We start from the raw sequence: 14270 nt of genomic DNA, 5'->3' as shown, positions 1-14270 counted from the left end.
GGCCCGGCCCGACCCGGACAGTGGGGACCGTCTGCCACACCCGTCAGTGCAGCCAGCCGTGTTGGGCCGCCTTCAATCCGGCCTCGAAGCGGCTCGACGCGTCGAGGCGTTCCATGAGGGCAGCCATCTGCCGGCGTACGCTGCGGGCGGAGATGCCGAGGCGTCGCGCCGCGACCTCGTCGGTGAGGCCGGACGCGAGGAGCCTGAGCAGTTCCTGCTCGGAGGCGGTGAGGCCGCTCCGGGCGTCCTTGGAGCGGTCGGCGCCCAGCGGGACGGCGGAGTTCCACGTCTGCTCGAACAGCGCGACCAGGGAGGCGACGATCCCCGCCTCGCGGGTGCACAGCGCCCCGCGCTTCGTGTCGGCCGGATCGATGGGGATCACGGCGACCTTGCGGTCGAAGACGAGCATGCGCGGCGGAAGCGTCGGGCAGGTACGCACCGTGCCGCCGCCTTCGGTCATCCACCGTGCGTAGGCGAGCGTCGCGGGATCGTGGCGCACGCTGTCCTGATAGAGCGTCATGAGGGTGATGCCCCTGCGCATGGCTGCATCGTCCAGCGGCCTCGACGCATCGAGGCTGGCCTGCGACTGCGCTCCGCCCGGCATGACGGAGAGGCATTCGTCGGCCACTTCCCGTGCGAGGACCTCCAACGTCGTCTGGATGGCGTCGAGACCGACCAGGCGCTGCGTGTCCGTGGCCGGGGAGGCCGACGTGACCGGTCGCAGGTCGGCGTATTCGGCGATGGCCAGCGCCGCGGCGGCCTTGCTCAGTTCGAGCTCCTGCCGTCGGCGCAGGAGCTCCTCCTCCTGTCGTTGCAGCAGCATCTCCAGGCCCAGCTCCGGGCTGACCGGCCGCATGACACCGAGCACGTCCCGCGAGGCGCGCAGGAGTCGGAGGTCGGCGAGGGTGTCCAGGGCTTCGCGCACGGTTTCCTCCGGCACCCCCAGTTGCTCGCAGAGATCCTGCACGCTGCCCTCGGGATCGCAGAGCATGGCCCGATACACCGCTTCCGATGCGCCGTCCAGCCCCAGCATGTCCAACATCCGCCAGCCCCCCTTGGCTACAGGACGATTAAAATCGCCGCGAGTCTAAGGTGTGCTCGGGGATTGATCAAACGACTCGCCGCGCCATCGGCGCCCCACGGGAGTGTTGTTGATGGACAATCAATTTGAGCCGTGGGGAGGTGGCGAGTAAAATCGTTGGCTTGGTGTACGGAGGTATGGTGATGGCCGACTGATCGGAGCTGACCGGGATGGACACAGGAGAAGCCGGTGACCCCCACCACCTGCCTTCGCCGCCCGACCGTGCCCACAAGATCTCCGAAAGGCTTTCCGCGCTGATCGCCCAGGAGGCCGCCCGGGCCGGGGGGAAGGCGCCCGCGTACCGGGAGCTGGCCGAGCGGGTCAACCGGATCGCCGGACGCAATGTGATCTCCAGGGACACGATCCGCAATCTGCACCAGGCCACGACGCAGAAGGGGCAGGCGCCCAACCCGACGGTCGAGACACTGGACTGGCTGGGCCTGGCGTTCGGCATCCGCTCCGGGGCGACGTACTTCCTCGACGACGCCAAGGCCGCCGCCGTGGACGAGCAGCTGCTGGCCCTGAGCAAGCTGGCGGATATCAATGGGGCCGTGGGGAACAGCGGGGTCATCGGCCTGGCGCGGCGCGCCTCGGGGCTGTCCGACAACAGCCTCCACATGCTGGTCGCACTCGCGGACCGCCTGAGCGCCCTCGAGGCGGAGGCCGCGGGCGAGTCGGGCGGGGGAGTGCGCTAGCCGCCACGTAGGGTGGGCAGCGAATTGACGGCTGACCGAAGGATCCCTCTCCACATGCCCGTACCGCGGGGCCTGCGCAGGCGTTGCGAGAGCATCCTGGCCGAGTTCGAGCTGCCCGACCCCTTCACGGTCGACTCCTTCCGCGACGCGTTGGCCCGGCATCGTGGACGTCCGATCGTCATGGAGCCGCTTCCCGAGGCCGGCCTCGGCTCCCCCTGCGGGGCGTGGATCACGCTGCCCAGCGTGGACGTCGTCCTCTACGAGCCGCGAACCAGCCCGGCCCACCAGGATCTGATCAAACTCCACGAGCTCGGTCACGTCCTGTGCGGTCACACCCCGTCGCTCGAACTGGCCCGGCTCGCCGAGGCCCTCACCGAGCTGACGCCGGAACTGCTCACCCGCACGCTCGGCAGGGCGCGCAGCGATTTCGACGCGGTCGAGGAGCAGGAGGCCGAGATGATCGCCGTGCTCCTGTCCGACCTTGCCGGCGCCGACCAGGTCGGCACCCCCTCCTCGCGCAGGCTGGCAAGCAGTCTCACGCACCCCATACGCCGCCTGCGCCGCTGGCGAGGAGAATGATGTACGCGATATACGGGTTCACTCTTCCCGCTCTGCTGTGGGTGCTGGTGATCTGGCGCGCTCCCTCCGCCTTCGGCGGCTCATCTCCCTCGAGGTACCTCTGGGGCTTCCTCGCCTCGCTCACCGTGGCGGTGACGACCAGACCGCCTGCCGTGGAGCACCTCATCCGGGTCGCCACGGGATCACCCGACCTGTCGGTCCTCATCAAACACCTCGCCGGCCTGACATCGACCTACTTCATCCTGGAGTACGTGATCACGGTCCACGGCCGAAGACCACGAGGGGAGACGGCCGCACGCCTGCGGATCGCCGCGGCCCTGACGGCCGCGGTCGCCCTCACCGTTCTGTTCGTCTTCTTCTTCGAGCACGACCCCGCAGCTCCGGCGACCCGGGTCACCGATGCTCACCTCGGTGACCCGGCGGTGCGCCTGTACGAAGGCATCGTCTACGCCTACCTCGGCACCTCGACCCTGCTGTCGGCGAGGCTCTTCTGGTCGAACCGGCGCAGCGTGCCCCGAGGCCTCCTGCGCGCGGGAGTCGTGTGCATGGCCGCCGGGTCCGCGCTGGGCTTCGTCTACACCGTCTACCGGGTGGTCTTCCTCGCAGGCCAGGAGAGCCAGCCGCACAATCCGGAGTCGGGGCCCTCGGATCCCCTCTCCGAGATCCTGCCGGCGATCACCCTCCTGGTGCTCGTGACCGGCCTGTCCCTGCCGCCCCTGAGGACGCTGGGCCGCTACCTCCACGACCAGTACGCGCTGTGGCGGTTGCATCCCCTGTGGTCCGAGGTGCTCCACGCCGCACCGACGGTGGTGTTCGGCCCACGCGTGAGCCGCACCCGCGACCTCCTCGTCCTCGGCGACCGAACCCTGGACGTGGCCCACCGGGCGTTCGAGATCCGCGACGCCTGTCTCGTCCTGCGCGACCGCTCCGCGGCCATGCGTCCCGAGGCATCAGGGTCAGGACCCGACGCGCTGCCGGCCGGCGGTGGGCCCGACGCGCGCGCGGAGGCCGCGTGGCTGTTCGCAGCGCTCCACGGGGCCCCCGACGCCGGCCGCATGCCCCTCCCCTCGCAGGCCAGGACACCCAGCGAGGAGGTCGCCTGGCTGCTCCAGGTGGCCTCCGCCTACCGGCAGTTGTCGCACGGCCAGGGCACTGCCCTCAAGGGCCGCGACGGCGGATCGGTGACGTCCGCGTCCTGATGCGGCCAGGCCGGATGCTGACGGGCCGAGTGCCTTCCGGGGGGTGTCCGGGGTCGGCAGGATGGTGATCACCGGAACGGCGGGGGACACCGAGTCCCAGCCGGCTCCCGGGGGAGACCAACGGCCCGATTCCCGGTCCCCGTCATCCGCACCGATGCCACCAGTTTGGGGTACCGCCATGTCCAGAACCGCTCGCCTGCTGACCACCGCCCTCCTCGCCTCCGTCCTGTCCGGCGCGGTGGCGTCCCTCGCGTCGACCGCCTACGCCGCGACGAGCCCGGGCGGCATCGGCTGGGACGTGGCACCGGCGAACTCGGCGGCTTACGCGAGCGGTTCGCCGGCCGACGGCATCGGCTGGGACTGACCCACGATGGTGCCCGTCCACCTCATCCTCACACCGACGGGGGGCGGAACACCCGACGAGAGTCAAGCCCACGCCTTGGTGGACGTGCTGTGGGCCCATTCCACTCCTGGACACGGCACGGAACACATCCGGGCACGCACCGGTCCGGCCGACATCGGGATCATCCTCTTCATCCGCGCAGCGAGCGCTGACATCGCGCAGGCCAAGGCCGTGCGCCTGATGACGGACGCCCTTGCCTCGGGCGCCGTAGGAGACCGCGGGTACTCCGTCACGCTCCACAGCTGAGACGCCGTCACGACCGTCGGCATTCCGGTCAGCCCCTCACAAGACACCCTTAACCAAGGAGATTTGCGTTGTCCGTCAAGACGAGCACCGTCCGCGCCGCCGGCACCCTGGTGGCCCTCTCCATCGCCACGGCCCTCCTCGCCACCGCACCCGCCGGTGCCGAACCCCTGCCGTCCAGATCCACCGCCGGCGCCGCCGCCGATGTGGAGCGCCCCCAGGGCCAGCCCGTCCCCCTCAAGACCGAGGGCGCCGAGAACTCGATCGCCGGAGCCGAGGCCGCGCAGACCGCCGGTGCCCCGATCGCCCGCAGCGAGGTCATCGCCCGGGCCAAGACGTGGGCCGACGCCCAGGTCCCGTACAGCCAGAGCAGCTACCGCGACGGCTACCGCACCGACTGCTCCGGCCTGGTCTCCATGGCGTGGAACCTGGGGACGAGCGCCTGGACCGGCAATCTCGACACCTTCGCGGACCGGATATCGAAGAACGAGCTGCGCAAGGGCGACATGCTGCTCTTCCACAACTCCGCCAACCCGGTGAACGGCTCGCACGTCGTCCTCTTCGAAGCCTGGACCGATGCGTCGAAGACGTCCTACATCGGCATCGAGCAGACCCGGCCGCACGGCGTGCGCCACGTGATCCCCTACGCGTACTTCAACAACTCCAGCTCCTACATCCCGTACCGCTACAAGAACATCGTCGAGGACTCGGCCCCGGCGACTGCGGGTGTGTTCCGGCCGGGTGAGTCGGTGTTCTACGTGTCGGACCGCAATGGGGGTCTGTCGGGGTATGCGGGGTTCGGTGCTGCGGGTGATGTGCCGTTGGCGGGTGACTGGAACCGGGACGGGAAGGACACCTTCGGGGTGTACCGGCCGGAGAGTCAGACGTTCCTGCTGACGAATGACAATGCGTCGGTGTCGATGGAGAGCCGGTTCGGTGATGTCGGTGATGTGCCGGTGGTGGGTGACTGGGACGGCGACGGGGTGGACACGATCGGGGTTTACCGGCCGGGTGACCAGACGTTCTATCTGAGCAATGACAATCTGTCGGTGGCGTTCGCCCGGAGGATGGGGGTCGAGGGTGACAAGCCGATGGTGGGTGACTGGAACGGTGACGGCAGGGACACCGTTGGTGTCTACCGTCCTTCGGACTCGACGTTCTACCTGAGTGACTCCAACACGTCCGCGAACGTCGATCACCGGGTGACGTTCGGCAACCCGGGTGATGTGCCGGTCAAGGGTGACTGGAACGGCGACGGGACCGACAAGGTGGGTGTCTACCGTCCCGCCGAGTCGGACTTCTTCGGGGCGGCCAAGGACTCCAGCACGGTGATCTACGAGGCGCGTTTCGGCAACCCGGGTGACGTGCCCCTCACCGGCCAGTGGTAGTCGCAGACATGACCAGGACAACGCACCCGCGTGCCCGAACGACCGCTGTGGCCCTGGGTATTGCCGCTCTGCTCCCCGTTTCCGTCGTCCAGGCCGACGCGGCCTCCGTCTCGACGTGGGACAAGGTCGCCCAGTGTGAAAGCACCGGCAACTGGAGCTACTACCGGGCTGGTTGGCCGTACTTCGGCGGTCTGCAGTTCTCCCTGCCCACCTGGCGCGGCTTCGGTGGCGAGCAGTACGCGAGCTACCCGCACCAAGCGACCAAGCAGCAGCAGATACTCATCGCCGAGAAGGTCCTCGCCGTGCAGGGAGAGGGCGCGTGGCCCAACTGCGGCCGCCCGGCGGGCCTGGGCTCCGACCACGCCGATCCGTACCCCGCCCACAAGCGCTCCACGGCCGGCGTCTACCGGCCGTCCACCCAGGTGTTCTCGGTCTCGGACGTGAACGGGAAGCTCGCGGGCTGGGCCGGCTTCGGCGCCCAGGGCGACGTGCCGTTGGCGGGGGACTGGAACGGTGACGAGAAGGACACCTTCGGGGTGTACCGGCCGGAGAACCAGACCTTCTACCTGACCAACGACAACGGGTCGGTGGCGGTGGAGAGCACGTTCGCCAACCCGGGTGACGTCCCGGTGGTGGGCGACTGGGATGGCAATGGCACGGACACCATTGGTGTCTACCGGCCCGGGGACCAGACGTTCTATCTGACGAATGACAACCTGTCGGTGGCGCATGCGCGACGGATGGGGGTCGAGGGTGACACCCCGATGGTGGGTGACTGGAACGGTGACGGCAAGGACACCGTCGGCGTCTACCGCCCCTCGGACTCGACGTTCTACCTGAGTGACTCCAACACGTCCGCGAACGTCGATCACCAGGTGACGTTCGGCAACCCGGGTGACGTGCCGGTCAAGGGTGACTGGAACGGCGACGGCACCGACAAGGTGGGTGTCTACCGTCCCGCCGAGTCCGACTTCTTCGGTGCGGCCAAGGACTCCAGCACGGTGATCTACGGCGCCCGCTTCGGCAATCCCGGTGACGTGCCCCTCACCGGCCAGTGGTGACAGAAGTCCGACCTCAGGCCTGCTCTTTCGCCGAGCAGCCTCCAAAGCCGCGGTCCCGCTGACACCAGCGGGACCGCGGCCCCGCGCCGCGAACCGCTGCTGCGGCTCCCTTCTGCTCCTCACAGGAGACCTCCATGCCCCAAGCACGTCCTTCTCTGACACCCCTAAGACGGAGCCTCGCCGTACTGGCCGCCACAGCCGCCGTCATCGGCCCGTCCGCCGGATCGGCTCAGGCGGCGACGCCCGCCAGCGGTGCCGGCTCCAAGACCGTGGCCTTCCAAGGCCACCAGTTCAAGGTCCCCGACAGCTGGGACGTCGTCGACCTGGGCGCCGACCCCACCGCATGCGTCCGTTTCGACCGCCACGCCGTCTACCTCGGTACCCCCGGGGCGCAGCAGAACTGCCCGACCCGGCTGGTGGGCCGGACCGAAGCGCTGCTCTTGGAGCCGGACACGTCGGGCAGTGCCGCTCAGGACGCTGCGGTGCGCGCCATCGACCACGAAATCGTCAGCGGGGCCAAGGGTATTCGCGTGACGGCCACCTACGGCGACGACGAGCCCCTGGTCCGCACCATCCTCACCGCCGCCGGAATTCCCATCACGGCGCCGAAGCGGCAGCCGGGCGTCTCCGAGGCGCCGGCCGCGGCGCTTCCGGCCGGGTCCGCGAACGCCACGGCCGCGTCGGGGGCCGACCTGACGAACTACACCGGCAAGGGGTTCGACGCCTGCGCCGCTCCGGATTCCTCGACCATGAACGCATGGCGGTCGAACTCCCCGTACAGGGCCGTCGGCATCTACATCGGTGGCAGCAACCGGGGCTGCTCCCAGCCGAACCTGACCGCCGCTTGGGTCCAGCAGCAGGCCGCGGCGGGCTGGCGCTTCATGCCGCTTTACGTCGGACTGCAGGCCAACAAGATCAACTCGCCCGCCTCCGAGGGCAGGAGTGCCGCGGACGACGCGGTGGACAAGGCCGCGGCGCTCGGAATCGGACCCGGAGCCCTGCTGTACTACGACATGGAGGGCTACAACCGGGCGGCGTACGCGGGCAAGGTGCTCGCCTTCCTGTCCGCCTGGACCGAACAGCTCCACGCCCGTGGATACAACTCCGCGGTCTACAGCAGCGCCGAGTCCGGGATCGCCGACCTGGTGGCGAACATCGGCAGCTACACGATGCCCGACGTCGTCTTCACCGCCAGGTGGAACCACCCCGCGAACACCGACGATCCGGTGTTGCCGAGCTGGGCGTGGGCGCAGCACCAGCGCGTCCACCAGTACGACGGAGAGGTCACGGAGACCTGGGGCGGCAAGCAGATCAACATCGACCGGGACTACCTGGACGTCGCACTCGGCAGCCCCCGGACCCCGGCGACTGCGGGTGTGTTCCGGCCGGGTGAGTCGGTGTTCTACGTGTCGGACCGCAATGGGGGTCTGTCGGGGTATGCGGGGTTCGGTGCTGCGGGTGATGTGCCGTTGGCGGGTGACTGGAACCGGGACGGGAAGGACACCTTCGGGGTGTACCGGCCGGAGAGTCAGACGTTCCTGCTGACGAATGACAATGCGTCGGTGTCGATGGAGAGCCGGTTCGGTGATGTCGGTGATGTGCCGGTGGTGGGTGACTGGGACGGCGACGGGGTGGACACGATCGGGGTTTACCGGCCGGGTGACCAGACGTTCTATCTGAGCAATGACAATCTGTCGGTGGCGTTCGCCCGGAGGATGGGGGTCGAGGGTGACAAGCCGATGGTGGGTGACTGGAACGGTGACGGCAGGGACACCGTTGGTGTCTACCGTCCTTCGGACTCGACGTTCTACCTGAGTGACTCCAACACGTCCGCGAACGTCGATCACCGGGTGACGTTCGGCAACCCGGGTGATGTGCCGGTCAAGGGTGACTGGAACGGCGACGGGACCGACAAGGTGGGTGTCTACCGTCCCGCCGAGTCGGACTTCTTCGGGGCGGCCAAGGACTCCAGCACGGTGATCTACGAGGCGCGTTTCGGCAACCCGGGTGACGTGCCCCTCACCGGCCAGTGGTAGTCGCACCCTGAGGCGTCCGTCCTCGGCGCGGTCACGGGCGTGAACTGTGCCACAGACGGGGCCGCCCTCCCCGGGAATCCGGGGGAGGGCGGCCCCCACCCGTTATGCACTTAGTTGCAAAACCTGTCTCCCCTCGCTAGAACAGGTTCATCACCCCCGCGCGAGGAGGCGCCCCTCATGAGTTCCCAGAGCCGGTACCCGCACCTGCTGAGCCCCCTGGACCTCGGCTTCACCACCCTGCCGAACCGGGTGATCATGGGGTCGATGCACACCGGCCTCGAAGAGCACGCGGGCGGCTTCGAGCGCCTCGCCGCCTTCTACGCCGAGCGCGCCCGCGGCGGCGCCGGCCTGATCGTCACCGGCGGCATCGCCCCGAACGACGCCGGGCGCCCCTTCGAGGGCGGCTCCCGCCTCACCACCGAGGACGAGGCCGCGGAGCACCGGGTGATCACCGAGGCCGTGCACGCCGAGGGCGGGAAGATCGCGATGCAGATCCTCCACTTCGGCCGCTACGCCTACCACAAGGACCTGGTCGCCCCCAGCGCCCTCCAGGCCCCCATCAGCCCCTTCGTACCGAACGAGCTCACCGACATCGAGGTCGAGCGGACCGTCGAGGACTTCGTCCGCGCCGCCCGCCTCGCCAAGCTCGCCGGCTACGACGGCGTCGAGATCATGGGCTCCGAGGGCTACCTCATCAACGAGTTCATCGCCGCCGCCACCAACAAGCGCAACGACCGCTGGGGCGGCGCGTACGAGAACCGCGTCCGCTTCCCGCTGGAGATCGTCCGGCGCACCCGCGCGGCCGTCGGCGAGGACTTCATCCTCATCTACCGCCTGTCCATGCTGGACCTCATCCCCGGCGGCTCCACCCTCGACGAGGTCGTCCACCTCGCCAAGGAGATCGAGGCGGCGGGCGCCACCATCATCAACACCGGCATCGGCTGGCACGAGGCCCGCATCCCCACCATCGCCACCTCCGTCCCGCGCGGTGCCTACACCTGGGTCACCAAGCGGCTGATGGGCGCGGTGAGCGTCCCGCTCGTCACCAGCAACCGCATCAACACCCCGGAGATCGCCGAGGAGCTGCTCGCCGACGGGCGCGCCGACCTGGTGTCGCTGGCCCGCCCCTTCCTGGCCGACGCCGACTTCGTCGCCAAGGCCGCGGCCGGCCGCTCCGAGACCATCAACACCTGCATCGGCTGCAACCAGGCCTGCCTCGACCACACCTTCAGCGGCAAGATCACCAGCTGCCTGGTCAACCCGCGCGCCTGCCACGAGACCGAGCTCGTCCTGTCCCCGACGCGCACGAAGAAGAGCGTCGCCGTCGTCGGCGCCGGCCCGGCCGGTCTCGCCTGCGCGGTCTCCGCCGCCGGACGCGGCCACGCCGTCACCCTCTTCGAGGCCTCCGGCCACATCGGCGGCCAGCTCGACGTCGCCCGCCGCATCCCCGGCAAGGAGGAGTTCGAGGAGACCATCCGCTACTTCGGCACCCAGCTCGTGGAGAGCGGTGTGGAGGTCCGCCTCGACACCCGCGCCGACGTGGAGACCCTGCGCGGCTTCGACGAGGTCGTCGTCGCCACCGGCGTCACCCCCCGCACCCCCGACATCGAGGGCGTGGACCACGCCAACGTCGTCAGCTACCTCGACGTGCTGCGCGACGGCGCCCCCGTCGGCGAACGCGTCGCCGTGGTCGGCGCCGGCGGCATCGGCTTCGACGTCGCCGAGTTCCTCACCGACAGCGGCGAGGGCGCCTCCCAGGACCCCGAGGTCTACTTCCGCCACTGGGGCGTGGACACCGAGTACACCGGCCCGGGCGGGCTCGCGAAGCCCGAGCGCCCCGCGCCGCCGCGCCGCGTCCACCTGCTCCAGCGCAAGGCCACCAAGGTCGGCGCCGGCCTCGGCACCACCACCGGCTGGATCCACCGCGCGGAGCTCAAGCACCGCGGGGTCGTCTCCGTCGCCGGGGCCGCGTACGACCGGATCGACGACGAGGGCCTGCACATCACCGTCGACGGGGAGCAGCGCCTCGTGCCCGCCGACACGGTGGTCCTGTGCACCGGCCAGGAGCCGCGCCGCGACCTGTACGAGGCGCTGCGCGCGGCCGGTGTCGAGGCGCACCTGATCGGCGGCGCCGACGTGGCCGCCGAGCTCGACGCCAAGCGCGCCATCCGGCAGGGCACGGAACTGGCCGCCGCGCTCTGAGATCCGCAGGCCGAAGGGGATTGTGGCGGTCCGGCCGGGCCGCCACAATTCCCCGGTGACGTTCTCTCCCGCAGACGCAGACAAGATCCTCGCCGACCACTTCGCCCCCTGGGTGCTCGCCCTCGGACTGACCGTCCAGGAGACGGGCGAGCGGCACGCCGTGCTGCGCCTGCCCTGGTCCGGGGAGCTGGCCCGGGACGGCGGCGGCCTCTCGGGACAGGCCATGATGGCGGCCGCCGACACGGCCACCGTCATCGCGATCTCCGCCGCCCGCGGCGGCTACGGGCCGATGACCACCGTCCAGCAGTCCACGAGCTTCCAGCGGCCGGTGGTCGGCGCCGACGTGCTGATCCACGTACGGATCACCAAGCTCGGCAAGCGGATGGCCTTCGCCGACATCACGCTCACCCCCGAGGGCTCGGACGAACCGGCCGCCGCGGCCTCGACCGTCTACGCCCTGCTCGGCTGAACCGTCGCCCTGCCGGATCAACCGTCCAGCGACAGGGCGTTCTTGGCGTGGGCGACGGAGTCCTCGGAGGCGGGTCCTCCGGGGTTCTCGGTGGCCAGGGCCTGGTTGAGGGTGACAAAGGGGCGCATCCGCCGCTCGTAGCGCGCGTACGCGGCGCGGTGGTCGCCCTCGTCCCGGGCCAGGCAGTCGGCCAGCACGTGGGCGCCCACGAGGGCCAGGCTGGTGCCCTGCCCCGAGAGGGGGGACGGGCAGTAGCCGGCGTCTCCGAGCAGGGTCACCCGGCCCCGCGACCACTGCTCCATGCGGATCTGCGCCATGGCGTCGCAGTAGAAGTCGGGGGCCGTCCGGGCGGCCTCGGCCAGGCGGGCGCCCTCCCACCGCATCGACGCGAGCCTGTCCACGACGCGCTGGCGAAGGGCGCCGCCCTCGCGGAGCTCGGGGGCGAGGGGGCCGGACTCGAAGCCGAAGGCGACCCTGAGCTCCGTGTTGTCGCGAACGGCCATGATGCCGAAGCCCGCGTCCCCGTCCCGCAGCCACATCTGCCAGTCGTCCAGGCCGAGGAAGTTCTCCGCGCTGAACACCGAGAGGTAGCTGCCCAGATGGTGGGCGAAGCGCTCCTCCGGGCCGAAGGCCAGGCGCCGTACGGTGGAGTGGAGGCCGTCGGCCCCGACCACGAGGTCGAAGGTGCGGGACGGCCCGTGCGCGAAGTCGACGCGCACGCCGCTCTCGTCCTCGTCGAGCGCGGTGATGCTGTCGCCGAAGAGGTACTCGACGCCTGAGCGCGTGTGCTCGTGCACCATCTCCACCAGGTCCTCGCGCAGCACCTCGATGTCCTCGCTGTCGAGCCGGCCGCTGCTGAAGGTCGCCTCGGTGGAGCGGTCGACCTCCTGGCCGTCCGGGCCGAGGACCGACATGCCGCGCATCCGGGTCCGTACGAGGCGCGCCTGCTCCAGCAGGCCCATCCGCTCCACGACTTCGAGCGCGACGCCGCGGATGTCCACGGCCTGGCCACCGGGGCGCCGGCCCGGAGCGCGTTCGACGACGGTGGGCGCGAAGCCGTGGCGGCGCAGCCAGTAGGCGAGGACGGGGCCGGCGATTCCGCCGCCGGAGACGAGTACGGTCCGCATGAGGGGCTCCTCCGTGTGTGTACGGTGTACGAGCTCTGAACGTACGCCGTACGCGCAGCCCCTTCAACTGGCCTTATGTGGCAGGTGTACTAGGACAGAAACGCCCCCGCTCGGCGTTGCCGCTGCTACCCTCTGCACTAGTACAGGACAGGGGGGCGGCAGGACGTGACGAAGACCACAGGGGCAGCGGGGGATCCGCCCTATCTGCGCATCGTCGCCGCGATCCGGCAGCGCATCGCGCAGGGTGAACTCGCCCCCGGGGACCGGGTTCCCTCGATCCGGCAGCTCGCCGCGGAGTGGGGCGTCGCGCTCGCCACCGCCACCAAGGCGCTGACCACCCTGCGCCTGGAGGGACTCGTCGAGGCCCGGCCCCGGATCGGGACGGTCGTCGCCGGAACCGCACCCGCACCCGCCTCCGCCGCGCCGGCCCGCAGGCGCCCGCCGGCCGCCCCGGACCCCGAGACGGAGCTGAGCCTCGACCGGATCGTCCGTACCGCCATCGAGATCGCCGACGCCGAAGGGCTCTCGGCGCTCTCCATGCGCGGCGTCGCGGCCCGGCTCGGCGTCGCGGCGATGTCGACGTACCGGTACGTCCCGAGCAAGGAGGACCTCGTCCTGCACATGGCCGACGCCGCGTTCGGCGAGGAGTCCTACCCCGCGGACGCCCCCGGGGACTGGCGTGCCCGCGTCGAGGTGGGCTGCCGGACCCTGTGGAGCCTGTACCGGAAGCACCCGTGGCTGGCTCAGCTCGGTTCCCTCACGCGCCCGTTGCTCGTACCCAACCTGATGGTGCACGGCGAGTGGATGCTGGGCGCACTCGACGGCCACGGCCTCGACCCCACCACGCTGTTCGACATCCACGTCCTGCTCTACAGTCACGTCCAGGGCCTGGCGGCGCACCTGGAACTGGAAGCGCACGCCGAGGCCGCCACGGGCCAGTCGGAAGAGCAGTGGATGGACAGCCGCGCCCCCGCCCTGGGGGCCCTGGTGGAATCCGGCCGCTTCCCGACCTTCACCAAGGTGGTCGGGTCCTTCGAGGACGGCTACGACCTGCGGCTCGACGCGCTCTTCGCCTTCGGTCTCAAGGCACTCCTCGACGGCCTGACCCCCCTCGTCGAAGGCTGAGCCGGGTGGGCCCGCGAGGCTCTCGCGGGCCCACCCGCGGCCTCAGCCGTGGACGAACCCCGGCGGGCGCTTGTCCACGAAGGCCGCCATGCCCTCCTTCTGGTCGGCGGTGGCGAACACGGCGTGGAACAGCCGGCCACTCGAAGCGCACCCCCTCCGCGAGGGTGGTCTCGAAGGCCCGGTTCACGGATTCCTTGGCCATCATCGCGACCGGCTTGGACATCCCCGCCACGGTCCCGGCGACGGCGAGCGCCTCGGCGAGCAGCTCGCCCGCCGGCACGATCCGCGACACCAGCCCGGCCCGCTCCGCCTCGGCGGCGTCCATGGTGCGGCCGGTCAGGCACAGTTCCATCGCCTTGGCCTTCCCGACCGCCCGGGTGAGCCGCTGGGAGCCGCCGATGCCGGGGATCACCCCGAGCTTGATCTCGGGCTGCCCGATGACCGCGGTGTCGGCGGCCAGCAGGATGTCGCACAGCATCGCGAGCTCGCAGCCGCCGCCCAGTGCGTAGCCGGACACCGCCGCGACCGTCGGCGTACGGACCTGGCCGAGCCGGTCCCACGCCGTGAACCCTGCGGGAGCGGGAGCTGCTCACCTCCCTGCCCGGCTGGGGCGAGCTGCCCGCCGTACGCTCCGGCGCCGTCTGGGTCCTCGACGGGTCGGC

At 70.4% G+C, this 14270-nt stretch carries 13 protein-coding genes and 1 pseudogene; 11 read left to right on the top strand and 3 right to left on the bottom strand.

The genetic code is table 11. From position 1 onward, the window contains the following. Positions 1–43: 43 nt before the first annotated feature. A complete protein-coding gene (locus RIU97_RS06000; protein ID WP_404953874.1) occupies positions 44–1042 on the bottom strand; it encodes a LuxR C-terminal-related transcriptional regulator in 999 nt (332 codons plus the stop codon). A gap of 209 nt (positions 1043–1251) precedes the next feature. Between RIU97_RS06000 and RIU97_RS05995 the strand changes: the two genes are divergently transcribed. From RIU97_RS05995 to RIU97_RS05950, 10 genes are all read left to right on the top strand, one after another. Beyond that, positions 1252–1776 carry a hypothetical protein gene (locus RIU97_RS05995; protein ID WP_404953872.1) on the top strand — a complete coding sequence of 175 codons (525 nt, stop codon included), beginning with the start codon at positions 1252–1254 and terminating at the stop codon, positions 1774–1776. Positions 1777–1830: 54 nt separating this feature from the next. Next, positions 1831–2355 carry a regulator component gene (locus tag RIU97_RS05990; RefSeq protein ID WP_404953870.1) on the top strand — a complete coding sequence of 175 codons (525 nt, stop codon included), beginning with the start codon at positions 1831–1833 and terminating at the stop codon, positions 2353–2355. Further along, the gene (locus RIU97_RS05985) at positions 2352–3554 is read left to right on the top strand and encodes an MAB_1171c family putative transporter (RefSeq protein ID WP_404953868.1); all 1203 of its coding nucleotides are present in this window, start codon (positions 2352–2354) and stop codon (positions 3552–3554) included. Before RIU97_RS05990 ends, RIU97_RS05985 begins: the two co-directional genes overlap by 4 nt. 178 nt (positions 3555–3732) lie before the next feature. Continuing rightward, entirely contained in the window at positions 3733–3918 is a 186-nt protein-coding gene (locus RIU97_RS05980) for a hypothetical protein (protein WP_404953866.1), read from the top strand. A 75-nt stretch (positions 3919–3993) separates the two neighbouring features. After that, positions 3994–4203 (top strand): hypothetical protein, encoded by a 210-nt coding sequence (locus RIU97_RS05975; RefSeq protein ID WP_404953864.1) that lies wholly within the window; start codon positions 3994–3996, stop codon positions 4201–4203. 68 nt (positions 4204–4271) lie between these two features. Then, positions 4272–5588, top strand: a complete 1317-nt coding sequence (locus tag RIU97_RS05970; protein ID WP_404953862.1) for a hypothetical protein — start codon at positions 4272–4274, stop codon at positions 5586–5588. Positions 5589–5635: 47 nt separating this feature from the next. Next, entirely contained in the window at positions 5636–6649 is a 1014-nt protein-coding gene (locus RIU97_RS05965) for a transglycosylase family protein (RefSeq protein ID WP_404953860.1), read from the top strand. A gap of 134 nt (positions 6650–6783) precedes the next feature. Next, the gene (locus RIU97_RS05960) at positions 6784–8685 is read left to right on the top strand and encodes a glycoside hydrolase domain-containing protein (RefSeq protein WP_404953858.1); all 1902 of its coding nucleotides are present in this window, start codon (positions 6784–6786) and stop codon (positions 8683–8685) included. Between the two features lie 177 nt (positions 8686–8862). Further along, positions 8863–10887 (top strand): FAD-dependent oxidoreductase, encoded by a 2025-nt coding sequence (locus RIU97_RS05955; protein ID WP_404953856.1) that lies wholly within the window; start codon positions 8863–8865, stop codon positions 10885–10887. A 55-nt stretch (positions 10888–10942) separates the two neighbouring features. After that, entirely contained in the window at positions 10943–11356 is a 414-nt protein-coding gene (locus RIU97_RS05950) for a PaaI family thioesterase (RefSeq protein ID WP_404953854.1), read from the top strand. A 17-nt stretch (positions 11357–11373) separates the two neighbouring features. Here RIU97_RS05950 and RIU97_RS05945 read toward each other — a convergent pair whose 3' ends face one another. Beyond that, positions 11374–12483, bottom strand: a complete 1110-nt coding sequence (locus RIU97_RS05945; RefSeq protein ID WP_404953852.1) for an FAD-dependent monooxygenase — start codon at positions 12481–12483, stop codon at positions 11374–11376. A gap of 165 nt (positions 12484–12648) precedes the next feature. Here RIU97_RS05945 and RIU97_RS05940 point away from each other — a divergent pair, with 165 nt between their 5' ends. Next, complete coding sequence (locus RIU97_RS05940; RefSeq protein ID WP_404953850.1) at positions 12649–13608, top strand: TetR/AcrR family transcriptional regulator C-terminal domain-containing protein; 960 nt, start codon at positions 12649–12651, stop codon at positions 13606–13608. A 42-nt stretch (positions 13609–13650) separates the two neighbouring features. On the opposite strand, the pseudogene RIU97_RS05935 reads toward RIU97_RS05940, so the two are convergent. After that, positions 13651–14176: pseudogene (locus RIU97_RS05935) on the bottom strand (enoyl-CoA hydratase-related protein); the annotation flags it as partial. Between the last annotated feature and the right edge of the window lie 94 nt (positions 14177–14270).

Source organism: Streptomyces sp. 147326, assembly GCF_045000215.1.
Taxonomy (GTDB): domain Bacteria; phylum Actinomycetota; class Actinomycetes; order Streptomycetales; family Streptomycetaceae; genus Streptomyces.
Note: the sequence above shows the minus strand (reverse complement) of the source record. Positions and strands in the feature narration are given on the sequence as shown.